This is a genomic window from uncultured Virgibacillus sp., assembly GCF_947495635.1.
Classification (GTDB): domain Bacteria; phylum Bacillota; class Bacilli; order Bacillales; family Amphibacillaceae; genus Virgibacillus; species Virgibacillus salarius.
Genome location: NZ_CANMAB010000072.1, coordinates 1 through 21,098, shown reverse-complemented (window position 1 = coordinate 21,098; position 21,098 = coordinate 1). Strand labels below are relative to the sequence as shown.

Annotated in this window: 27 protein-coding genes, 1 pseudogene and 1 riboswitch; of the genes and pseudogenes, 18 read left to right on the top strand and 10 right to left on the bottom strand. The window is 35.6% G+C overall.

Annotation, left to right across the window (positions count from 1 at the left end):
* Nucleotides 1–183: 183 nt before the first annotated feature.
* The 3 genes from efp to Q1A47_RS14545 all read right to left on the bottom strand — a co-directional run bounded on the left by efp (nucleotide 184) and on the right by Q1A47_RS14545 (nucleotide 2,417).
* A complete protein-coding gene (efp, locus tag Q1A47_RS14555; protein WP_026681124.1) occupies nucleotides 184–741 on the bottom strand; it encodes an elongation factor P in 558 nt (185 codons plus the stop codon).
* A 15-nt stretch (nucleotides 742–756) separates the two neighbouring features.
* Complete coding sequence (locus tag Q1A47_RS14550; protein WP_166530854.1) at nucleotides 757–1,818, bottom strand: Xaa-Pro peptidase family protein; 1,062 nt, start codon at nucleotides 1,816–1,818, stop codon at nucleotides 757–759.
* Between the two features lie 89 nt (nucleotides 1,819–1,907).
* Entirely contained in the window at nucleotides 1,908–2,417 is a 510-nt protein-coding gene (locus Q1A47_RS14545) for a YqhR family membrane protein (RefSeq protein ID WP_026681126.1), read from the bottom strand.
* 299 nt (nucleotides 2,418–2,716) lie between these two features.
* On the opposite strand from Q1A47_RS14545, the gene Q1A47_RS14540 reads away from it, so the two are divergent.
* Complete coding sequence (locus tag Q1A47_RS14540) at nucleotides 2,717–3,097, top strand: SA1362 family protein (RefSeq protein WP_026681127.1); 381 nt, start codon at nucleotides 2,717–2,719, stop codon at nucleotides 3,095–3,097.
* A 41-nt stretch (nucleotides 3,098–3,138) separates the two neighbouring features.
* On the opposite strand, the gene Q1A47_RS14535 is transcribed toward Q1A47_RS14540, so the two are convergent.
* On the bottom strand, nucleotides 3,139–4,032 hold the full coding sequence (locus tag Q1A47_RS14535) for a patatin-like phospholipase family protein (protein WP_166530855.1): 894 nt from the start codon (nucleotides 4,030–4,032) through the stop codon (nucleotides 3,139–3,141).
* An 882-nt stretch (nucleotides 4,033–4,914) separates the two neighbouring features.
* On the opposite strand from Q1A47_RS14535, the gene Q1A47_RS14530 reads away from it, so the two are divergent.
* The 5 genes and pseudogenes from Q1A47_RS14530 (at nucleotide 4,915) to Q1A47_RS14515 (ending at nucleotide 6,350) form a co-directional block, all read left to right on the top strand.
* Nucleotides 4,915–5,397, top strand: coding sequence for a helix-turn-helix domain-containing protein (locus Q1A47_RS14530; RefSeq protein WP_121605246.1), 483 nt, complete (start codon nucleotides 4,915–4,917; stop codon nucleotides 5,395–5,397).
* Complete coding sequence (locus Q1A47_RS14525) at nucleotides 5,398–5,589, top strand: hypothetical protein (protein ID WP_121605247.1); 192 nt, start codon at nucleotides 5,398–5,400, stop codon at nucleotides 5,587–5,589. It abuts the gene before it with no gap.
* Between the two features lie 192 nt (nucleotides 5,590–5,781).
* Nucleotides 5,782–5,835 (top strand): annotated as a pseudogene (locus Q1A47_RS20895) (hypothetical protein); the annotation flags it as partial.
* A gap of 51 nt (nucleotides 5,836–5,886) precedes the next feature.
* Entirely contained in the window at nucleotides 5,887–6,159 is a 273-nt protein-coding gene (locus tag Q1A47_RS14520) for a DDE-type integrase/transposase/recombinase (protein WP_343231062.1), read from the top strand.
* Nucleotides 6,141–6,350: an IS3 family transposase gene (locus tag Q1A47_RS14515; RefSeq protein ID WP_121605249.1), complete on the top strand. Its 210-nt coding sequence runs from the start codon at nucleotides 6,141–6,143 to the stop codon at nucleotides 6,348–6,350. Before Q1A47_RS14520 ends, Q1A47_RS14515 begins: the two co-directional genes overlap by 19 nt.
* Before the next feature lie 167 nt (nucleotides 6,351–6,517).
* Here the strand turns inward: Q1A47_RS14515 and mntR are convergent, their stop codons facing one another.
* Complete coding sequence (mntR, locus tag Q1A47_RS14510) at nucleotides 6,518–6,940, bottom strand: transcriptional regulator MntR (RefSeq protein ID WP_026681129.1); 423 nt, start codon at nucleotides 6,938–6,940, stop codon at nucleotides 6,518–6,520.
* 396 nt (nucleotides 6,941–7,336) lie between these two features.
* Here mntR and Q1A47_RS14505 point away from each other — a divergent pair, with 396 nt between their 5' ends.
* Nucleotides 7,337–7,702, top strand: coding sequence for a rhodanese-like domain-containing protein (locus Q1A47_RS14505; protein ID WP_026681130.1), 366 nt, complete (start codon nucleotides 7,337–7,339; stop codon nucleotides 7,700–7,702).
* A gap of 113 nt (nucleotides 7,703–7,815) precedes the next feature.
* On the opposite strand, the gene gcvPB is transcribed toward Q1A47_RS14505, so the two are convergent.
* The 3 genes from gcvPB to gcvT are packed head-to-tail and all read right to left on the bottom strand — an operon-like array spanning nucleotide 7,816 to nucleotide 11,751.
* On the bottom strand, nucleotides 7,816–9,282 hold the full coding sequence (gcvPB, locus tag Q1A47_RS14500; protein ID WP_026681131.1) for an aminomethyl-transferring glycine dehydrogenase subunit GcvPB: 1,467 nt from the start codon (nucleotides 9,280–9,282) through the stop codon (nucleotides 7,816–7,818).
* Nucleotides 9,275–10,624 carry an aminomethyl-transferring glycine dehydrogenase subunit GcvPA gene (gcvPA, locus tag Q1A47_RS14495; protein WP_026681132.1) on the bottom strand — a complete coding sequence of 450 codons (1,350 nt, stop codon included), beginning with the start codon at nucleotides 10,622–10,624 and terminating at the stop codon, nucleotides 9,275–9,277. Before gcvPA ends, gcvPB begins: the two co-directional genes overlap by 8 nt.
* A gap of 11 nt (nucleotides 10,625–10,635) precedes the next feature.
* The gene (gcvT, locus tag Q1A47_RS14490; protein ID WP_166530858.1) at nucleotides 10,636–11,751 is read right to left on the bottom strand and encodes a glycine cleavage system aminomethyltransferase GcvT; all 1,116 of its coding nucleotides are present in this window, start codon (nucleotides 11,749–11,751) and stop codon (nucleotides 10,636–10,638) included.
* 185 nt (nucleotides 11,752–11,936) lie between these two features.
* Nucleotides 11,937–12,045: riboswitch (glycine riboswitch) on the bottom strand.
* Nucleotides 12,046–12,187: 142 nt separating this feature from the next.
* On the opposite strand from gcvT, the gene Q1A47_RS14485 reads away from it, so the two are divergent.
* Nucleotides 12,188–13,849 (top strand): DEAD/DEAH box helicase, encoded by a 1,662-nt coding sequence (locus Q1A47_RS14485; protein WP_166530859.1) that lies wholly within the window; start codon nucleotides 12,188–12,190, stop codon nucleotides 13,847–13,849.
* Nucleotides 13,836–14,615, top strand: a complete 780-nt coding sequence (locus Q1A47_RS14480) for a YqhG family protein (protein WP_026681135.1) — start codon at nucleotides 13,836–13,838, stop codon at nucleotides 14,613–14,615. Before Q1A47_RS14485 ends, Q1A47_RS14480 begins: the two co-directional genes overlap by 14 nt.
* An 11-nt stretch (nucleotides 14,616–14,626) precedes the next feature.
* Here the strand turns inward: Q1A47_RS14480 and Q1A47_RS14475 are convergent, their stop codons facing one another.
* A complete protein-coding gene (locus tag Q1A47_RS14475; RefSeq protein ID WP_026681136.1) occupies nucleotides 14,627–14,815 on the bottom strand; it encodes a YqzE family protein in 189 nt (62 codons plus the stop codon).
* 157 nt (nucleotides 14,816–14,972) lie between these two features.
* Here Q1A47_RS14475 and comGA point away from each other — a divergent pair, with 157 nt between their 5' ends.
* From comGA to Q1A47_RS14435, 8 genes are all read left to right on the top strand, one after another.
* On the top strand, nucleotides 14,973–16,001 hold the full coding sequence (comGA, locus tag Q1A47_RS14470) for a competence type IV pilus ATPase ComGA (RefSeq protein ID WP_034678955.1): 1,029 nt from the start codon (nucleotides 14,973–14,975) through the stop codon (nucleotides 15,999–16,001).
* Nucleotides 15,946–16,998 (top strand): competence type IV pilus assembly protein ComGB, encoded by a 1,053-nt coding sequence (gene comGB / locus Q1A47_RS14465; protein ID WP_121605253.1) that lies wholly within the window; start codon nucleotides 15,946–15,948, stop codon nucleotides 16,996–16,998. The genes comGA and comGB overlap by 56 nt, the downstream gene beginning before the upstream one ends.
* A gap of 12 nt (nucleotides 16,999–17,010) precedes the next feature.
* Entirely contained in the window at nucleotides 17,011–17,322 is a 312-nt protein-coding gene (comGC, locus tag Q1A47_RS14460) for a competence type IV pilus major pilin ComGC (protein WP_026681138.1), read from the top strand.
* The gene (comGD, locus tag Q1A47_RS14455) at nucleotides 17,306–17,758 is read left to right on the top strand and encodes a competence type IV pilus minor pilin ComGD (RefSeq protein ID WP_166530860.1); all 453 of its coding nucleotides are present in this window, start codon (nucleotides 17,306–17,308) and stop codon (nucleotides 17,756–17,758) included. The genes comGC and comGD overlap by 17 nt, the downstream gene beginning before the upstream one ends.
* Complete coding sequence (locus Q1A47_RS14450; RefSeq protein ID WP_162986425.1) at nucleotides 17,736–18,065, top strand: Tfp pilus assembly protein FimT/FimU; 330 nt, start codon at nucleotides 17,736–17,738, stop codon at nucleotides 18,063–18,065. The genes comGD and Q1A47_RS14450 overlap by 23 nt, the downstream gene beginning before the upstream one ends.
* Nucleotides 18,016–18,462: a competence type IV pilus minor pilin ComGF gene (locus Q1A47_RS14445; protein ID WP_080668669.1), complete on the top strand. Its 447-nt coding sequence runs from the start codon at nucleotides 18,016–18,018 to the stop codon at nucleotides 18,460–18,462. Before Q1A47_RS14450 ends, Q1A47_RS14445 begins: the two co-directional genes overlap by 50 nt.
* Nucleotides 18,434–18,817: a hypothetical protein gene (locus Q1A47_RS14440; protein ID WP_026681141.1), complete on the top strand. Its 384-nt coding sequence runs from the start codon at nucleotides 18,434–18,436 to the stop codon at nucleotides 18,815–18,817. The genes Q1A47_RS14445 and Q1A47_RS14440 overlap by 29 nt, the downstream gene beginning before the upstream one ends.
* Before the next feature lie 150 nt (nucleotides 18,818–18,967).
* Complete coding sequence (locus tag Q1A47_RS14435) at nucleotides 18,968–19,210, top strand: DUF2626 domain-containing protein (protein WP_026681142.1); 243 nt, start codon at nucleotides 18,968–18,970, stop codon at nucleotides 19,208–19,210.
* A gap of 716 nt (nucleotides 19,211–19,926) precedes the next feature.
* Here the strand turns inward: Q1A47_RS14435 and Q1A47_RS14430 are convergent.
* The gene (locus Q1A47_RS14430) at nucleotides 19,927–20,550 is read right to left on the bottom strand and encodes an MBL fold metallo-hydrolase (protein WP_166530861.1); all 624 of its coding nucleotides are present in this window, start codon (nucleotides 20,548–20,550) and stop codon (nucleotides 19,927–19,929) included.
* 171 nt (nucleotides 20,551–20,721) lie between these two features.
* Here Q1A47_RS14430 and Q1A47_RS14425 point away from each other — a divergent pair, with 171 nt between their 5' ends.
* Nucleotides 20,722–20,892, top strand: coding sequence for a DUF2759 family protein (locus tag Q1A47_RS14425; RefSeq protein ID WP_080668670.1), 171 nt, complete (start codon nucleotides 20,722–20,724; stop codon nucleotides 20,890–20,892).
* The last annotated feature ends 206 nt before the right edge of the window (nucleotides 20,893–21,098 follow it).

Genomic DNA, 21,098 nt, shown 5'->3' with positions numbered 1-21,098 from the left:
TTGCAAAGTTAGTTGAGGCCGTGCCCACGGAAAGCGAAGTAATTCGTCGGAGCATTGCCAATATACATCAAACATTTTAAAATAACTACTTGGCTTAACGCAGTCATTGCACTGATTTTATATTTTCTTAACTTATTAAAAAAACAGCCCTTAAAGGACTGTTATGTAAGTGAAGTCGATATATTAGGCTCTAGAAACATACTTTCCATCAGACGTATTAATTATCAGGACATCACCCTGGTTTATGAAAAATGGCACTTGAACAATATGTCCAGTTTCGAGTGTGGCTGGCTTCGATCCGCCACTTGCAGTGTCACCTTTAATTCCTGGTTCTGTTTCCGTAACCTCTAATTCTACGTTGTTAGGAAGTTCTACTCCTAGGATTTCGCCTTCATAGGTAATGACAGATACTTCCATGTTCTCTTTCATAAATTTTAATTCATATTCAATTTGACTTGACGAGAGCTCGATTTGTTCATACGTATTTGTATCCATGAAGGCATGAGAATCTCCAGAAGCATATAAATACTGCATTTTTTTCGTTTCTATGTGTGCTTTCCCTACTTTTTCACCGGCACGAAAAGTCTTCTCTTGAATGCTTCCATTACGTAAATTACGTAGTTTAGAACGAACAAAAGCTGCCCCCTTCCCTGGCTTTACATGTTGGAATTCGATCACCTGCCAAATCCCATTATCCACCTCAATAGTCAAACCTGTCTTAAAATCATTAACTGAAATCATCTAGTATTCCTCCCGTTACAACTGAATTAATTCTTTTGCTGCAAATGTTAATCTTTCATTTCCTGTTTCTGTAACCACAATGTCATCCTCGATTCTACATCCACCAACTGAAGGTACATATATTCCCGGTTCTACTGTTACTACCATTCCAGGCTCCAATTTCTTTTCTGACTTAAAAGAAAGTCCTGGACCTTCATGTACCTCAAGTCCTAATCCATGACCAGTTGAATGTCCAAAGTACTTACCATAACCTTGTTCTGTAATATAATCTCTAGTAGCAGCATCTGCTTCGATTCCCGTAATACCTGGCTTTATGCTAGTAACCCCTCTAAGTTGTGCTTCTAACACAATCTGATAAATAGATGCAAGTTGTTCATTAATTTCTCCAACAGCAACCGTTCTTGTAATGTCTGAGCAATAGCCTTGATATAATGCTCCATAATCTAATGTAACAAGTTCACCTGATTGTATCTCCTTGTTTGAAGCTACACCATGAGGTAATGCAGAACGTTCTCCAGAAGCAACAATAATGTCAAAGCTGGATGACGTAGCACCCTGCTTACGCATAAAAAATTCTAATTCATTAGAGATATCAATTTCTTTAACACCTGGCTTAATATAAGATTGAATATGTTCGAATGCATCATCAGCGATCTTTGCAGCTTTTTTCATGATTTCTAACTCATCACTTGTCTTAATTAATCGCAGCTCTTCTATGATACCACTGACTGGAACTAATTCAACATCTAACGTATTTTTATATTGTTCATATTGGCTAAACGTCACATGATCCTTTTCGAAACCAAGTCGTTTAATTCCCATTTCTTTTAACTGATCATTAATCTCTAAATCAATACCCTGCTTATGTTCAACTACTTTAAATGCTTTTGCTTGTGTACTGGCTTGTTCTGTGTATCGAAAATCTGTTATAAATCGTGCATCATTGCTACTAATTAAAGCTACTCCAGCCGTACCTGTAAAACCAGAAATGTAACGTCTATTTATCGCACTCGTAATTAAAATTCCATCTACTTGATTTGATTCAAAAGCAGCCCTAAGTTTAGTTAGTTTCTCCATAAACTCATCCCTTTCTAATTATTATCTATAGCATATATGGATGTATTCAGTTTATCATAAAGCGCTTCTTTTGAATAACACAATGAGTATTATGAGTTCTTATTATCATCAGCCCTGTGAAAATCGTGATAATCATAGGAAATGGAATATCCAATAAACGTACCATATAAAATAAAAACACATATTGTTGTTACGATGGTATTCATATTCAAATCAGCTACCTTTGGAACTGTTGAGAAGATTGGATTCATGATATAGTAGATCAATACCCATAATAAAAAACCGTAAGCCACACCTACCCAAATGGAATTAATCTTCTTGAATAACCCAAAATAAATAAGTGCCGTTAATAAGGATAGAAGGCCAATTAAAAAGATTGTTACAACATTACCAAGCCATGTATCGATCCACTCCGCATGAAACCAAGAGCTTAATACAAATGATTTCGGAGCTACTTCGGAAAAATTAAAATAATAAAGAACTGTTCCGAATGTACTCCATAACAATCCACCAATAAATCCTGTAAGTAGTGACCTTGATAAAATTGTCATTGGCGTTTCCTGTTTATTCTGTTCAAGTTGTTGATTTTGCTCACTCATAATACCACCTCCATTCCATATTATGACCAATTGCTTGTAAACCAATCCTATAAACCATCGCTTTACTTAATAATTTCCAATTTTAATCTAGTTAACCAAGCTTAATTCCAGTAAAATAAAAAGAAAAGCTTAGAATAATTTACATGAATCCGGAAAGAATTTATAGTAAGTTAGCATTTCAAAGTTAGTAACCATGTAATTCTTTGAAAAATGTATGTAAAAAATGATATACCATGATGAGAAAGTGGTATAGAGTTTATACAAGTCAATTATTGGAATAATGAAGGAGGACACACACAATGAAACGTACAAGATTATCCATCCCTGTTTACATCATTATAGGTCTAGCAGCTATTGGTCTAATATCACAGTTGTTTACAAATACGACAAACTTTTTTAGTAATCTTTTTATTTCACTGGGTATAGGTCTTGCTATATTTGCTGTTTTTTATTTTGTTTTTCTTAGAAAGAGAGCAACATCTAACGAAATGAAAAAATATAAACAAGCTGTAAAACAATCCAAAGCAAAATATGACCATACACAACCAAGAAAAAATCCTGTTTCTGCTGGGAAAACACAGCAATCTATTCAACCACGAAAGAAACGCAATAAACGCGCAACTCATCTACGTGTGATTGAAGGTAATAAAGCCAAACGAAAAGACCGCGCTTCTTTTTAATTCAAAGCGCGGTCTTAGTATGTAACTGTGTTGCAAACTTATTATCTTGGCCAATGTTCTAAAAATTTCTTAGCACTACGATATCCTGTATCAATCAATTGTTCTTTTGTTTCTTCACGAATATCAAAATTTATACTACCAACATTCTTGATGGGAATAAAAATAATATTGTTTTTTTGTGACTTTGAAATATATCGTGAATCATGAGCTTCTTTCATTGTTACAAACAATGCATGGAACATATCTAATGCATTATTTATCTTCCTAGGCGCTATATTATTTAGCGTAGATTCACTCAATTTCATTCCTAAAATTGGTCTACTTATCTTCTTATCTCTATCCTCAAATACCCATAGAGGGAAATTACTTAGTAGTCCTCCATCGATTATGATACTCTTCTTATTTTTACTACTCGATAATTTCTTAGGTATAAAGAAATAAGGAAATCCAGCGCTCATTCTCACTGCTTTAGCAACTGGGAACGTTTCAGGATTAATGTCGTAAATCCTTTCTAAATCATCCGGAATAACGACCAGCCTTCCTAAAGATATATCACTTACCACAACTTTTAAGTAACTCGAATTTATATCTTTAAATGTGTAAATGTCTTTTCGTGCTAGTTTATCATATACCCAACGTTCAAGCTTATTCCCTTTATTAATTCCTAATTGAAAATATAAAAAAGCCCATTTCGTAAATGGCAAAACCTTTGTAAGAGCTGGAGGGTCAATAAGCTTCTGCAAATCCAACTCATCTAACATGTTTTGAATATCAGAAGCGGTATATTCTGCAGCAAGTAATGATGCTACAATTGCTCCTGCAGAAGTCCCTGCAACACGTTCAAGTATCAGCCCATGTTCTTCTACACGCTTTAACGCGCCAACAAATGCATATGCTTTTACACCTCCGCCAGAAAAAACACCATCTATTTTCATATGTTGTCTCCTCTAATCCGTTTTCAAAACCTTGTGATTGTTTTACATGCAATAACATTAATACCATTATTTAAGCTAGTAAAACACACTTTATATATCTTTAAGCACAAAGAAAACAAATTAGAACTGATAAATGAAAGACTTTATAAAAATGAGTCCAAGATGAAATCAAAATAGTTAACCCAAAAGTGAAAGTTCAATTAGTGGGGTTTTATTTATCCCCCATTGATGTCAGTACCACAAAGGTATGACACCAAGGGCTTTGAACCAATCGGACATGTATTGATAGTCGAACCCCCGTTCACTTATCCATATTGATTTCACTTTATTCTTGAAGTGCGGGTCTTACCAGTTATATGTGGGATAATTGTTGATACGCAGCGTAGTCAAAATATGTAGACTCCTTGAAAAAGAAAGAGGCTTTTCTGCGAACGATGAATCGCTTCCGAACTCTTCCTTATCTTGCTGCAAAAGTACGAGCTGAAGATCCCGCAGGAAAGTGATCATTGCTTTCCAAGGAAGTGTAGTATTTTGGTGAAGAGATGGGAAAACCTGTTTGAAGTAAACAAATAGAGGGCTGGGATAAAACACAACTTCTTTACTCAAAATACGAATAATCATGTTATCAACAGGAGTATCATCGCCGCACCGTGAAAATATACGCGCTTTCCTCGGGCACGGCCTCAGCTAACTTGGTAAAGAAAAACACGTTACCAAGTGGATCTTCGAACTCGTGCTGTTCCCACCTGAGTCTCGTTTATTTCAGGTACTAAATGAATGATTCCAATCAAAAAAACGAATGATAATTAATTTCTGATATGCTCCCCTTAAGGTAGACAGATTAAAAAATAAAAATCTGCTTCTACATTAAGGGGAGTTTTTATGACTCACAAATCATATTCAGTAGAATGGAAATATGAAGTATTGATGGCTTTTAAGAATGGTTTAACACATAGCCAGTTATCCGCAAAATATCAAGTTAATATGTCTACAGTTTATAGGTGGGTAGAGAATTTTGAAAAAGATGGGATCCTTGGTTTAAAGTACTCAAAAACGTTTAGACGTTATCCTAATGAAATAAAGGCAGCTGCAGTTAAGGATTATATTTCAGGAACGTATTCTATGCGCGATGTCTTAAGAAAGTATCATATCTCCAGTAAATCCGTGCTTTCGGATTGGATAAAGAAGTATAATGGTCATAGAGAGTTAAAGGATGCAAGAAAAGGGAGAGTAAACGCTATGACTAAAGGAAGAAAAAGAACGTGGAAAGAACGAATAGAAATCGTACAAGCTGCGTTAGGGAATGATAAGAATTATCAACAAACAGCACAGTATCACGTATCATATCAACAAGTATATCAATAGGTGCGAAAATATGAAGCTGATGGCTGGGATGCATTAAAAGATGGTCGAGGTCGCTCCAAAGGGGTAGAAGAATTAACAGCTGAAGAAAAGCTGAAGCTAGAGATGCGTCGAATTGAAAAAGAGAATGAACGTTTACGTGCGGAGAATTTGTTTTTAAAAAAGTTAGAGGAGATCGAAAGGAGGCGAAATTAAGTACCGTACGATTTGAAGACAGGTATGTTGCCATTCAGAAAGTAAATGAAAAAGAAAACCTACGTATTCGATTACTTTGTGATATTGCAGCTGTTCATCGGCCAGCTTACTATAAGTGGCTGAAACGAAAGCCTTCAGCACAGGAACTCCAGAATAAAGCGATTATGCAAGAGATGGTAGACCTTCAATCACAAACGTATTTATAGATTGATGAAAATAGCCGGTATACAATCTGTCATTCGAAGAAAGAAAAAATGGCATAAACGCACACTCCTTCAACATATCTCTGAGAATATATTGAACCGTGAATTCACGGCGAATAACCCCAATGAAAAATGGGTAACAGATGTAACAGAATTTAAATATGGTAACGCAAAGAAAGCTTATTTAAGCGCTAATCTCGATTTATATGACGGTTCTATCGTTAGTTACGTTTTAGGGAATTCCAATAACAATCAACTTGTATTTAAAACGCTTGATCAAGCTATCGAGCTTCTAGATGGAGATCGCCCGCTTATTCATAGTGATCGGGGTATCCGTATACATCTAAAATGTTTAAGCAAAAGATAGATGCCGCAAACATGAAGCAAAGTATGTCACGAGTCGGACGATGTATTGATAATGGACCGATGGAATCTTTTTGGGGAACACTGAAAAGCGAGAAGTATTATTTAAATAAATATGAGTCCTTTGAAGAATTATCTGCATCCATAGAGAACTATATACATTTCTATAATTATGATAGATATAAAAACGATTAAACGGCCTTAGCCCTATCGAATTTAGAGCTAAAACCGCTTAAGTCAGTTTTATTATTTCCACTGTCTACTTGACAGGGGGCACTTCATTTTATTGTTTCTTCATTCTTTTGTCTCAGACTCATGATCTATAAATCAAATACTTTTGTCTCAGTCTTTGCTGTTCTGAGCTATTGTTCCTCTGCTTCTCGATGCATTTTTTTAAGTTCTTCCACTCTTGCTCCATCGTGCTTAAAATAATTAACCACATCGCCAATTCGGTCAATCGAATTCCAGCTTAAATGATGTTCTATACCTTCAACATCATCGTATATATTATCGTGTTCTACACCAATAATTTCTAGAAACTCTTCCAATAATTCATGACGAAAGACGAGTCGTTCTCCAACTTTTTTTCCCTTTGGAGTTAAAATAAAACCTCTATATTTTTCATAGTTTAAGTATTCGTCTTTATCTAATTTTTGTACCATTTTTGTGACGGAAGAAGGATGAACTTCAAGTGCTTCTGCAATGTCCGATACCCTTGCATATCCTTTTGATTCCATTAAGTTATAAATTTGTTCAATATAATCTTCCATACTAGGAGTAGGCATTAATTTTCCTCACTTCCAAGAATAATTTTTAGTCTAGCGCAAAACTGTTTCTATATATAGGATACAGGAAATAAGAAAGTTAAACAAGCGTTATCATGAATTTTTCCATAAAATTCCTAACAGTAAGCTTTTCTATTTTTTTCTTCGTCATTTAGGCAATTTACAAAGAATAACTTTTGAAAAATATTGGTATACAAACTATAATAGAGGATGTATAAAGGGAAACTTCAATCAGTGGGAGGCTTGTTTATTCCCCCACTGATTGTTAGTTGATCTAATCGGACATTTACTGGCAGTCGATCCCTCACTGACCAATAACAGTTTCACTTTATTGCTTGAAATGGGGGCTTATTGCCAGTTATATGTGGGATAAATGTGATAGACGGGGGAAAAAGAATGGAATTATTAGTAATATTCATCGTTGTTCTTATCGCATTCGGTGTATTTCGTTTCTTTAGACAGCGAATGTACTTAAAAACATTAACCGAAGAACAATTCCGTGAAGGTTACCGCAAAGCGCAACTTATAGATGTACGCGAACCACAAGAATTTAAACGTGGTCATATTCTTGGTGCTAGAAATATACCAGTCACACAAATGCGCCAGCGCTTAATTGAAATGCGAAAAGATAAACCAGTATATCTTTATTGTCAGAGTGGATCACGCGCAGCCAGAGCGGCACAGCTTTTGCATAAAAAAGGCTACGAAGATATTAATGTTTTAAAAGGTGGCTTTAAAAAATGGACTGGTAAAATAAAGTAATTACTGATCCAAACGATTATGAAGATACATAAAACCAGCCTTTGTTCCAAAAGGCTGGTTTTATGTTAAACATATTTATTCGTTGTACACGTACAGTACTTATTTCTATAACATTACTCTGAATTAGCTTCATATCTTAAAATCGGTTTGCGCGCAGCAGTAGTTTCATCCATACGCTTGACAATTGTCTGATGTGGAGCATCTTGAACCAATTCTGGTTCATTCCTTGCTTCATCAGCTATCGTTAGCATTGTATCAATAAATCCATCCAATGTTTCTTTTGATTCCGTTTCTGTTGGCTCTACCATTAATGCCTCTTCTACATTTAATGGAAAATAAATGGTAGGCGGATGATAACCATAATCCAACAATCGCTTAGCAATATCTAAGGTGCGGACACCCAATTTTTTCTGATGCTTTCCTGATAGAACAAATTCATGCTTACAATGTTGTTTAAATGGAAGGTCGTATTCTTTTTCTAATTTTCGCATCATATAATTTGCATTAAGGACAGCGTATTCACTTGCTTTCTTCAGCCCCTCTGCTCCCATTGTTCGAATATACGTATAAGCTCTTAAGTTAATCCCAAAATTACCATAATAAGGCTTGACTCTACCAATTGATTGCGGACGATCATAATCAAAAACAAATTGATCTTCTTTTTTAATTAGTAATGGCTTTGGCAAGAAAGGTTGTAATTCGGCTGAGACACCAACCGGTCCTGAACCTGGTCCACCACCACCATGAGGTCCTGTAAAGGTTTTATGAAGATTTAAATGGACTGCGTCAAATCCCATGTCACCAGGACGAGCGTAACCCATAATTGCATTAAGGTTTGCTCCATCATAATAGAGCTTCCCTCCAGCATCATGAACGATTTTAGCCATCTCCACAATTTCTGTCTCAAATAGTCCTAATGTATTCGGATTTGTTAACATGAGAGCCGCAGTATCTTCTCCTACAACCCGTTTTAAATCTTCTAAGTCTACTAGCCCTTTTTCATTCGATTTAACCGTTACAGCTTCAAAACCTGCAACTGTAGCTGATGCTGGGTTAGTACCGTGTGCAGAATCTGGTACAATGACTTTAGTACGCTCGGTATCCCCATTTGCCTCATGAAATGCACGGATCATCATTAAAGCAGTCCACTCTCCATGTGCTCCAGCTGCTGATTGTAAGGAGACTTCATGCATTCCAGTAATTTCTCGTAAGGCACTCTGTAGATCATACATCATCTCCATTGCACCCTGAACACTTTTTTCTGGCTGATCAGGATGTATATGACTGAATCCATCCATTCTCGCCACATCTTCATTTATTTTTGGATTATATTTCATTGTACAAGATCCTAGAGGATAAAATCCTGAATCAACACCATAATTACGATTGGATAGCCCCGTGTAATGTCTCATTATATCTAATTCACTTACCTCCGGTAATTCCGGAGCTTCTGTACGGATGTATTTATTACCTAACTCTGCATTCAAATCAACATCTGGCACATCCAATTCTGGTAGACTGTAGCTCGTTCTGCCTAGTTTACTACGTTCAAATATAAGTGGAAAATCCTGATTAGCCATTGATATCCCTCAATTCTTTTGCAAACTGGTCAATCTCTTCTTTCGTACGTATTTCTGTAACAGCTACTAGCATATATCCTGTTAATCCAGGATAATCTTTTTCAAGATCATAACCACCAATAAATCCTTTTTCCAAGAGGCGATCATTTATACTAGCTGCTGGCTTATTTAATTTTACTACGAATTCATTGAAAAACGCACCCTCATAGGCAACAGTGACTCCTGCTTGCTGCAGTACTTGTTTGGCGTAACGAGCTTTTTTCATATTAATAGCCGCCATTTTACGTAACCCATGCTTGCCAATGGAACTCATTGCCACTGAGCTAGCTAATGCATTTAGTGCTTGATTGGAGCAAATATTAGAAGTAGCCTTGTCTCTGCGAATATGTTGCTCTCTTGCCTGTAGGGTAAGGACAAATCCTCTAACGCCGTCTTCATCTGTTGTTTGACCAACTAATCGACCAGGTACTTTTCGCATTAATTTTTTGGTAGTAGCAAAATAACCACAATGAGGTCCGCCAAATTGTGCAGGTATACCAAACACCTGTGTATCTCCTACAACAATGTCAGCACCAAACGCTGCGGGAGGAGTCAAGTAGCCTAAAGCAAGCGGATTACTTGAAACGATAAACATTGTCTTCTTTTTCGATTCTAACAATGTTTGAATTTCCTCCATTGGCTCAAGTTGCCCAAGGAAATTAGGGTATTGCACAACAATACTTGCTGTCTCGTCATCTATCGCATCGCTTAATTGATTGACATCCGTTTTCCCATCCTGTAAGTCAATTTCTACAATTTCTAATCCGGGACCCTTAGCATATGTTTCGATAACCGCGCGACTTTGTGGATGAACAGCTTTAGACACAAGGATTTTTTTTCTTTTCGTTTGTGCAGCACTTAGATTAACAGCTTCGGCTAAAGAAGTACCCCCATCATACATAGAAGAGTTAGCTACAGGCATTCCTGTAAGTTCAGAAATCATCGTTTGGAATTCAAAAATTGCTTGTAGCTCACCCTGTGATATTTCTGGCTGATAAGGAGTGTAAGCGGTATAGAACTCTGATCTTGAGATCACATGATCAACGACGGAAGGAATAAAATGATCATAGACACCAGCTCCTAGAAACGAACGGTTTTGTTTTAAATTGGCGTTTTTAGCTGCCATATCTGTAAGTTCTTTTTTAAGCTTATATTCATTCGCAGGCTTCTTTAAGTTTAATTCGTTATTGAAGCGAACATTCTCTGGTATATCAGAAAAAAGTTCTTCCGTACTATCAATTCCAATGGTATTTAACATTTCTTGCTTATCTCCATCTGTCATAGGCAAATAACGAAATTCCATCTTGTTTCCCCCTATTTTTCTCTTTTATAAAATGGCGTTTTTACAACCTTCGCCAACAATTTTCTTTTTCTTACCTGTACGGTTAATTCCACACCCTCATTTGCTAGTTCTGTTCGAATAAGTGCTAGACCGATATTTTTTTGCAGTGTAGGAGATTGTGTTCCAGAAGTGACAAATCCTGCATAGTCATCATTATGATAAATTTCATAGCCTGTTCGTGGAATTCCCTTATCCACCATCTCAATACCTACTAGCTTTCGCTCTACTCCATTTTCAACTTGGTACCGCAAAGCTTGTTTTCCAATAAAATCTGCTTGCTTATTCACCTTTACCGCAAAAGAAAGACCCGCTTCTATTGGACTAATTTCTTTTGAAATTTCTTGTCCATATAAAGGTAGATTAGCTTCAAAGCGTAACGTATCTCTTGCACCTAGCCCAATTGGTTCAAGTCCTTTATTTTTACCAGCTTGAAGAATCAGCTCCCACAGTGCAATACCACTTTTAGCAGAGATATAAATTTCAAATCCATCTTCGCCGGTATAACCTGTACGTGAGACGAGCGCAGTATCATTTAATTGCCCTAGCTGAACAGCTTGTTGAAATCGGAAAAAACGAATATCGGATAGATCCGTTTCCGTTACCGTTTGCAGAATTTCTTCAGCATATGGTCCTTGTAATGCTAGCTGAACAATCTCATTGGAAACATTTTCAATCGTTATTTCGGAATCACTAAATGTATTATGACTTACTAACCATTGGTAATCTTTATCTGTATTTGCAGCGTTTACAACAAGTAAATAATCATCCTCATCAAGCATATAAATAAGGAAATCATCCACAGTTCCGCCATCCTCATAACACATAAGGGTATATTGAGCTCGATTAGGTGTTAATTTGCCAACATCGTTTGTAACCATTTTCTGTAGAAAATCTAAGCTTTTTGGACCTTTTACCGTAATCTCTCCCATATGGGAAACGTCAAATAATCCAGCCTTTGTTCTTGTAGCTTCATGCTCATGCTTAATACCTGTAAATTGTACCGGTAAATCCCATCCACCAAAATCAATTGTCTTCGCACCATATTTCTCATATGCCGAAAACAACGGTGTTCGTTTTAACTCACTCATTCCCTCCACTCCCTTAGCAATCATAATAGTCTGTAATTTCAAATTTCAAAAAAATAGAGATTTCATTGTATTACAATGAAATCTCTGTCCTTCTACCAGAAAGTTGCATACGAATTCGTAGAATAGTTCGTACTTGCTTCGTGGGTGGTTTACACAGGTATACTGGTAAACACTCTCCAGAGTTGCGTCCTACAAGAGTCTTTTTGCCTGAGAGATTCGCTTCGGCTTGCTCCTTCGGCGTTACATAGAAGAAATAACCTTTCCCCTCTTTGTAAGCTCTCCCCTTGTATTCATTCGCTTTTATGAAAAAATGTAGAGTTGGTTATACTATGTAACAATACCAATGAAAAATCTATTTTACTGTGAATTATTATATCACATATTAAAAAAGATAAAATAGCTATTCTAAATAATCTTAGTAAAAAGGAAGTATATGATGAAATCCATTCACATAGAGAAAGATTCAACATTTATTAATGAACTTGAAAATCGGTTAGAAATGAATGAACCTATTTCCTCATGGGAGCTTTTCTCCATGGCTTTTCACGCAGAGAAAACGACAATGACCCCAAGCTTTAAAGGATTACGTGCACTGGAGTTTTTGCCACATGTAGATTTTTTAAACCATCAAATAAGCTCTGCAGAACAAGTAATTGAACAAATGAATGGCCGTGCAATTTTAGCTGATGAAGTGGGATTAGGTAAAACAATTGAAGCAGGCCTTATTTTAAAAGAGTACATGATACGTGGACTAGTTAACAAAGCATTAATTCTTGCCCCCGCTTCATTAGTGAACCAATGGGAAAAGGAATTAAATGAAAAGTTCTACATACCAGCAGTTGCTTATCGTAAGAATATGAGCTGGGAACAAGGGAACATTATCATTTCTTCTATGGATACTGCAAAAAGGTCTCCACATCGGGATACTATATTAAATTTAGACTATGATTTTGTTCTGGTAGATGAAGCGCATAAATTAAAGAACCATAAAACTAAGAATTTTGCCTTCGTACGTTCTTTGAAGAAAAAATATTGTCTATTACTTACTGCCACACCTGTACAAAATCAACTTGTAGAAATATTTAACCTTGTCTCCATTTTAAAACCGGGTCATTTAGGTAATTACGATACGTTCTTAAAGAGCTATGGTAAAGATCGCAAAAATATGAAACAGGACATGTATTTAAAGCAGCTTGTTCAAAAAGTAATGGTTAGAAACACGCGTAAGGACACTGGATTAAATCAAATCAAACGAAATATCGAAACGATTTGGACCGAATTCTCAAAAGAGGAAAAAGAGGTGTATGAAAGTCTGGAAGATAGTTCGGTATACCTCCCTTCCTTTTCAAAAATTACGTTCCTTCGAGAATTCTGTTCTTCAAGGGAGGCCTGTTATTTATCCTTAAAGAAAATGCTAGCGGAACAACCTGACCTAGAAGGTTTTCAACGGATAACAGAGGCAATTGAACAACTACCAAACCATAAGAAGGCCGAAAAAGCTGTTGAACTTATAAAGGAAATCGGCAATGAAAAAATAATTATCTTTACCGAGTACCGAGCAACTCAACTTTATTTACAATGGTATTTACAACAGAATGGTATTTCCTCTGTACCTTTTAGAGGAGGATTTAAACGTGGGAAAAAAGATTGGATGCGACAACTTTTTCGGGACCATGCACAAGTATTAATTGCTACGGAAGCAGGAGGAGAAGGAATTAACCTACAATTTTGTAACTATATGATAAATTACGACCTACCATGGAACCCAATGCGACTAGAGCAACGTATTGGCCGAATTCATAGATATGGTCAGAATAAAGATGTGCATATTTATAATTTTGCACTTAAGGATACGGTTGAAGAGCATATTATGAAACTTTTATATGAAAAAATAAATCTTTTTGAGCAAGTAATTGGACACTTAGATGATATTTTGGCTGAACTGGCTATACCTGACATTGAGCATGAATTACAGGAAATTTATTCTGAGTCAACAACAACTGGAGAGGCTAAGGTTAAGCTAAATAATCTTTCAGCAATAATCCAGCAAACCCATGATACTAACTATGAGGAGGAACAATATTATGGCAATACCTGACTTAAATAACTTCTTAAAATCTTTTTTCACTGCCCATCATTGCTCACTACTCCTCGATCAGGATGGTGTTCTAACCATACAACTAACAGAAGAAATGGACCGAGCTTTGATGAATCGACCGTTCTATTGGCATTACATGAAGAAAATGGGACACTCTGGTGAACCAATGCAATTAACGTTAATAACGAATCCAAATAAACGTGACGATGAAGGAGAATGGATTCATTTTGGTAGTCCAAGATTGCAACAAATCATTGGTTATTTACAACAGCAAGAGAAATATACCAAATTATTCCAAAAAGTTAATCCAACGGTAAATACAGCTCTTTACCCTTGGTTAGTAACAAACATTAAAGTAAGTTATAGAGGAAAGTATAAAAGAGATGAGCTTTTCTCCATTGGATTAAACCTAATTAATGGAACGATGAAGTCGGATATGATGAAGATATTAGATTCAATCCCATTGCATACAACTATTTCTGATTTTTGTTATACGCTATCACCACTTGTTAAATTAAAGAGTGGATATCGAAGAATAGAAGCAGTTGTTGATCAGTATATAGAGAATCAAAACCATGAGTGGGCTTCCGAAGCTTTGGAGGAGTTGCAAACAGAAATAGAATTACTAAAATATTTTTATACATCCGATAACGATAATGAGCAAATGGAAAAAGAAATAAAGGAAATTAATGAAAGGTATCAGCCAAGAATCACATATCAGGTTATAAATGGAGGTCTATTTTATTTAACTTCTGAAATAGTGTAAGCAGGCTCAGGTTACGCCTGCTTATTTCTTTTCTTTACCATAATTCGAAGAGCAAATGGAATGACGCCTAACCAACGGTTTCCATATATAGGGTCATAACTTTGCGGTTTCATTTTTCGTTTCTTTCTCTCCGTAGCGGGCGTATCCATATACGTCACTACTTGTTCTGTTACAAATTTAACATAATCTTTCGTTGACATATAACCTTCCCTTCATAGATGTAGGTACTTTTAGTTTTTCCAATCCATTTATCAATATTCTTAGAAAAATAAAAAACAGTAAAAAAAAAGAAGGATATACGAGATAATTGTCGAATCAATTACTTAACTGTGAATTCAAGAGGAGGTGAGAAAGTTTGTGAACCCTGCTGTAGCGCTATCAGAACAAATACTTCATCATGCGATTATCATGGAAGCATCTGATATTCATTTTTCTCCATCAGCTGAAAAAGCGACGATTTATTTTCGAATACAAGGTAAACGTCAATTTTTTAAATCCATACCTGCTTCTACCTATCAATTATTGCTTACCTACTTTAAATTTAACTCATCAATGGATATCGGTGAACTTCGGAGACCACAAAATGGCACCATTAAGTTTTATTTAGAATCACTCGTCTATTCCCTACGATTATCTACACTTCCCGTTAAAGGTACCGAAAGTCTAGCAATAAGAATTCTCCCTCAAGAAGAAACCCTTCCAATTGATCAACTATTTCTATTTCCAAAACAATTGAAACACATGATGAGGTGGATTACCAAACGTTCTGGACTAATTCTAATAACAGGTCCGACAGGCAGTGGGAAGACCACTACCCTATATGCCATATTATCCTCCATTCTAAAGGATAAACCTTTCCAAGCCATCACGTTAGAGGACCCTATTGAAAAAGAACTGGAAGATATTTTGCAAGTTCAGCTGAATGAAAAAGCCGGAATTACGTATCAGTCGGGATTTAAAGCAGCGCTTCGTCACGACCCTGACATTATTATGGTTGGTGAAATTCGAGATGCTGGTACGGCACATTTTGCTTTAGAAGCATCGTTGTCTGGTCATTTAGTATTAAGTACTATCCATGCAACCCATGGTCTAGGGACAATTTTTCGATTAAAGGAATTTGGATTAACCACTGCTGATTTAATTCAATCCTTAATTGCAATTGCTTCCATCCAACTTATTCCAATCTCCACTATAAAACACGCAAATCGTCGAGGAGCAATCTTAGAATTACTCGATGGAACCTTATTAGAAAAACACATAAAAGGAAAGGAATTCAATCGTTTAACTGGTTATCAAACCTTTGATCACTTACGAAGGAAGGCTTTAGCTTATGGATACATTTCTGAAACATATTATCAACAAACACAAGAAAACAATGACACCTGATACCCAATTGCGATTTCTTAAAAGGCTTCATCGCTTACGTATAAATGGTTATTCGTTAATTGATGCACTAACAGTAATAGCTTGGGACAACGAACTGGAATGTGCCGCCAAACAAATTAAGCAGGCATTAGAAAATGGTTATTCCATGGAAGAAGCTATGCAACTTGTTTCCTTCCATCCCTCCATAACGAGTTACCTCCTATTTGCACGTTCTAATCAAAATCTAGAGGATAATTTATCTAAATGTATAGATATGTACGAGTATCGATTGCAATACATTCAGAAGTTCCAACAGATCATTCGATATCCACTTATTTTATGTTGTATCTTTATCCCTCTATTGTTTATATTGAAGCAATCCGTACTTCCATCATTTCTCGATTTATATGAATCAAGTCCGGGATCGTCAGCATCAATTGTCCTAGCTATGCTAATCTTAGATTGGTTAGGAATTATTTTCTTTCTGAGTATCATCGCAGCCCTCACTTTTTCTATTTTTTGGAAGTTTTATAAACCTCGTATCTCCATTGAAAATCAAATAAAATTATACAATCGCCTCCCTCTTTTCCGTACCTATTTAAAACTACAAACATCCTTTCTTTTTGCTAATCAATTCAGTTCATTAATTAAAACTGGTATTTCCTTTAAAGACATTCTAATTCAAATGAATAATCAAGATAAACAACCAATTATTTGCTACTATGCAAATTTAATGAAAGAACAATTAGCTAAAGGTATGCAGTTACCTACTCTATTATCCCAATTTACTTTTCTAGAGAAAAAACTAACCAATATTTTTCAAAAAAATAGCAATACAGAAACATTAGAAAAAGATTTAAGTATATACGCACAAATTCTAATGGAGGAGTTTCAACGGAAGATGCTTCAAATTATTACGTATATTCAACCTATTTTCTTCATCATTGTTGCCAGTTTTATTTTATTTATCTATATCACTTTAATGCTACCTATGTTTCAACTCATCAAATCAATATAAGGAGGATACTTTATGCCATCTGATAATAAAGGTTTTACTTTAATTGAAATGCTAATCGTTTTAATGATTATCTCCGTATTAATCATACTTATTGTTCCAAATCTTAGTGAGAAAAGTAAAGATGTAAATAGCAAAGGTTGTAAAGCTCTTGTAGCTGTAGTTCAAGCACAAGTAGATACTGTTTATGCTGAATCAGGAATATATCCTACAAGCTTAGATGCGATGGTTCCAAAGTATATAAAGGAAGAACAGAAGAGCTGCAGTAATAAAACACCTTTAAACTATAATAGAGAGACTGGAAAAGTCAGTGTCCCGGCTACATGATACGAAAGGCTTTACGCTCACCGAAATGTTGGTTGTACTAAGTATGCTGATGATAATGGTCGGGCTCAGTGTTCCTCCAATCGTATATGCTTTAGAAAAAATGAAGGAAAACGCATTATTTCAAACGTTAGAGTCTGACATAATGACAATTCAACATATGTCTTCTCTAACTACGAATAGAATCCAACTTATTCTTAATGAAAATAAATATTATGTGCTTAGGTCTAACCGTAAAATTATTCCGGACAGAAACCTACCTGAAGGCTGGCATATCGATTATTTCATTAATCCAATTATTGAATTTGATATAAATGGAAGTATTAAAAACCCAAGAACTTTTTATATCTATTCCCCTACAGCCAGATACAAAATTGTTTTCCCTTTTGGTAAAGGAAGGTATCGAATTGAAAAAAATGAACGGATTTACTCTAATTGAAGTAATTATCTCTGCTGCTATTCTTTTTAGTGCAGTATTAACATTGGTTCCTATACTATCTATTATGCAAACGGAAAGAGAGGTCTTAAGTACGCGCAGGTTAATAGCAAATGATTTACATGATAGCTTACAGCCCTTTCTATGGGAAGAGAAGGATAAACAAGAAGTCAACTACACCAAAGTGATAGCTAATAGCCATGTAAAGTATTCATTTCAGGTTTTAAGTAAATACGTGAAGGGATGTGCTCAATGGGAAAATGCCAAAAAAAGGAAAGAGAAGTTTTGTTTATACGGACAGCCAACATAAACAATCTGGGTTTAGTTTTATCACTACACTTATCATGGTTACTATCTTAGTAATAAGTTTGCCTTTTCTAAGTTATTTGTTAAAGAGTATCAGTAATCAATCGGATATCCATGAACTGTCAATTCAACAGTTTTTTCAGCATTTAAGAAATGAAGTGATGCAAGCAACAGATTTTCGAATTGTTGCTAATAAACTGTTGCTCGAGAGTAACGGAGCTACCGTATCTTTTGAGCTATATCAAGAGCTCATTCGTAGACAAGTTAATGGATTGGGACATGAAATATACGTACGTGGTGTTAAAGACTTCTCTTTAGCCCCACTATCTTATGGATTCCAAATAATTATTACATCCACGGAAGGAGATACGTTTGAAAAAGATATTATCTTATACGAATAACGAAAAAGGATTTATGTTACCTATGGTCATGTTTACGATCGCGTTAGTATTAATAGCAACCATTACGAATATCCAGCTTTATCAAAACAATAAACAAATGACTGCTCATCAACTAGAGCAAGTAAAAATGGAATCATTAATTCAAATAACGAGGGAAAAATTAAAGAAAGATCTGCTCAAGGACAAAGACCTAAAAAGGAATTTATATCATCTACCAGAAGGTAACGTTTCAGTAGTAGTCACATTACTTGCAACCGGAAAGTATAAGGTCCTTTTTTCCGCCACAACAGTTACTCCATTCACATTTCATATTTTTGGTTATTTAGACATCACCAATGAATTTCTGAATAAATAAATATGACAAGGGATACCCTATAGAATGTAACATCATGACTAAAATGATATTTTCCTTTTTTCATCAATATTTGTTCATCACATTTCGTTTACAAGATCTAAATACTCGTTTATAATAACAATGATAAGGTTACCAAAAGGAGGGGAAAGCATGGATCGTATGTTTCGTGTGCTTGCTTTTTGGACAGGGATATTTACAGTCATGTTCTACATAGGAGATATGCAAAAAACTGCACTTCTTTTCCTTGTACAAACAGCCTTTTTCCTAGCAGTAAGTTATTTAAAACTATCTGAACGCATGTATATGTATTTATTCGGAGCTTATTGTACTATATTTTTTATTGGTTTTACATGGTATTCAGAATTTATACTCGTACCTGGTTTCGGACATTAAAAAGAAAGAGTCTCTGCTTAGATTTAAGCAGAGACTCTTTCTTTTTAGTTTTATAAATGAAAAAATTTGCCCATGTGGAAAATTATGGGCGTGGTGACCGGCTTCCAGAAAGCTAAGCGATTACAAGAATCACTCTAATCTAAGTCATCATTGGCTTGCAAGAGCAACATGATTCCTTTATCTCCGTTAACTCGTTCCAGTCACTACGTTTCTAATTGGGCGCTTCCGCTTTTGTTCTTTTTTTCAAAGTGTATTGCGATACAGCTCTTAAATATCTTAAATTCAAGTTATTTTTTTGATATTCTATTGACATGTCGTTTTTATCCCTATATAGTATTACTAGTAGCTTAACTTATATCCCTATTTTTAAAGAGCAGAGCACATCCCCCAAAAACCCTTCTTGTAATAAGAAGGGTTTTTTCGTAATTCAGGAAATGAAAAAATTTATCCATGTAGATACTTATGGGCGTGTTTAGCCGCGTCCAGCTCCAGCACCTAGAAACGAGGCGAATTCACAAATCGCCCTCATCTAAGTCATCGTTGGCTCGCAAGCTCACCGTGTTTCCTTTATCTCCGTTAACTCGCTCCAGTCGCTACGTTTCTAATTCGGGCGCTTGCGCTTTTGTTCAAAGATAAGAAAGGATAAAAATTTGGTTATACCCGAGTGTTTCTAATTATCCATTATTACAATAAATCGATTGGTGTTACTCTAATACTTAGATTGAAAAGAAAGGATTATGCTTTTTCTCATGAATAAGACTAGTTTTTGGACCATGCCCTGGGTATACAACCAAAGATTCATCTAATCGATATAATTGATTTATAATACTATCTTCTAATTGCTTCATATCTCCACCAGGAAGGTCTGTTCTCCCTATTCCTTCATTAAATAAAACATCACCACTGACAATAAACTTTGCATTAGAAAAGATAAAAGTTACACTTCCTGGTGAATGTCCAGGCGTATGGATCACATCAAAATGGAAATTACCGATAGCCATCTTTCCTGGATGCAATAATCGATCCGGTCTACTTGTAAGAATTCCCCTTTGCATAAAGTACAATGATCCGTTTGCTTGAGGATCCTCAAGCCAGGAAGCTTCCAGTTTGTGTATGTAAACTTCGACCTTATAATATTTACGTAAGTCATCAACTGCTCCAATATGATCAAAGTGCCCATGTGTTAAGAGAATTGCTAATGGCTCGATATTTTTCTCCGATAAAAAATGAATAATTTTTGCTGATTCTCCACCTGGATCAATGATCAAAGCTTGTTGATTATCATGTACAAGATAACAATTCGTACCCAATGGTCCTAAAGACATTCTTTCAATATCCAACAAAATTCCTCCCTAACCTTATAATGAAAATGTTTTCTACGTTTTGCCTCGACAAACGGCATATAATACTATAAAATAAATATTATAACTGGACTAGTTACATAATAATACAAATGAATTTCCTATAGCAACAAATGACAAGTTAGGAAGCAAACAAGGAGGATAAGTCTCATGCATATTGTCTTAGCAGTTTTATTTCTGGCTGTAGCTTTACTTGCGATTGTATCTGTAATTCGTCAATTGAAATACAAAAATATTTTCGCATTAGGATTTTCAGCAATTACAGCTTTAGCATTTGGATTTTTTGCAATCGCAACCATTATTTCAGAAATTAAAGGCTAATGAATACACAATATCTCCTGTTAAAAAGCTGACGAAAGCACAACGTCAGCTTTTTATTTTTGGATTAATCATTTCTCTACTTTCTTTCTATCTAACGGCTTGGATGCTGCCAGCCCTTCATTTTTCCCTAATAACTATCCGCCCGTAAAACGGGCGGTTTTAGTTTCGCCCTATAAGGGCACTTTACCAACGAGACCCCTAAAGGG

Coding starts and splice junctions, on each gene's coding strand:
- efp (WP_026681124.1), bottom strand. CDS start 741: ATGATTTCAGTTAATGATTTTAAGACAGGTTTGACTATTGAGGTGGAT.
- Q1A47_RS14550 (WP_166530854.1), bottom strand. CDS start 1,818: ATGGAGAAACTAACTAAACTTAGGGCTGCTTTTGAATCAAATCAAGTA.
- Q1A47_RS14545 (WP_026681126.1), bottom strand. CDS start 2,417: ATGAGTGAGCAAAATCAACAACTTGAACAGAATAAACAGGAAACGCCA.
- Q1A47_RS14540 (WP_026681127.1), top strand. CDS start 2,717: ATGAAACGTACAAGATTATCCATCCCTGTTTACATCATTATAGGTCTA.
- Q1A47_RS14535 (WP_166530855.1), bottom strand. CDS start 4,032: ATGAAAATAGATGGTGTTTTTTCTGGCGGAGGTGTAAAAGCATATGCA.
- Q1A47_RS14530 (WP_121605246.1), top strand. CDS start 4,915: ATGACTCACAAATCATATTCAGTAGAATGGAAATATGAAGTATTGATG.
- Q1A47_RS14515 (WP_121605249.1), top strand. CDS start 6,141: ATGTTTAAGCAAAAGATAGATGCCGCAAACATGAAGCAAAGTATGTCA.
- mntR (WP_026681129.1), bottom strand. CDS start 6,940: ATGCCTACTCCTAGTATGGAAGATTATATTGAACAAATTTATAACTTA.
- Q1A47_RS14505 (WP_026681130.1), top strand. CDS start 7,337: ATGGAATTATTAGTAATATTCATCGTTGTTCTTATCGCATTCGGTGTA.
- gcvPB (WP_026681131.1), bottom strand. CDS start 9,282: ATGGCTAATCAGGATTTTCCACTTATATTTGAACGTAGTAAACTAGGC.
- gcvPA (WP_026681132.1), bottom strand. CDS start 10,624: ATGGAATTTCGTTATTTGCCTATGACAGATGGAGATAAGCAAGAAATG.
- gcvT (WP_166530858.1), bottom strand. CDS start 11,751: ATGAGTGAGTTAAAACGAACACCGTTGTTTTCGGCATATGAGAAATAT.
- Q1A47_RS14485 (WP_166530859.1), top strand. CDS start 12,188: ATGAAATCCATTCACATAGAGAAAGATTCAACATTTATTAATGAACTT.
- Q1A47_RS14480 (WP_026681135.1), top strand. CDS start 13,836: ATGGCAATACCTGACTTAAATAACTTCTTAAAATCTTTTTTCACTGCC.
- Q1A47_RS14475 (WP_026681136.1), bottom strand. CDS start 14,815: ATGTCAACGAAAGATTATGTTAAATTTGTAACAGAACAAGTAGTGACG.
- comGB (WP_121605253.1), top strand. CDS start 15,946: ATGGATACATTTCTGAAACATATTATCAACAAACACAAGAAAACAATG.
- comGC (WP_026681138.1), top strand. CDS start 17,011: ATGCCATCTGATAATAAAGGTTTTACTTTAATTGAAATGCTAATCGTT.
- Q1A47_RS14450 (WP_162986425.1), top strand. CDS start 17,736: ATGAACGGATTTACTCTAATTGAAGTAATTATCTCTGCTGCTATTCTT.
- Q1A47_RS14445 (WP_080668669.1), top strand. CDS start 18,016: ATGCCAAAAAAAGGAAAGAGAAGTTTTGTTTATACGGACAGCCAACAT.
- Q1A47_RS14435 (WP_026681142.1), top strand. CDS start 18,968: ATGGATCGTATGTTTCGTGTGCTTGCTTTTTGGACAGGGATATTTACA.
- Q1A47_RS14425 (WP_080668670.1), top strand. CDS start 20,722: ATGCATATTGTCTTAGCAGTTTTATTTCTGGCTGTAGCTTTACTTGCG.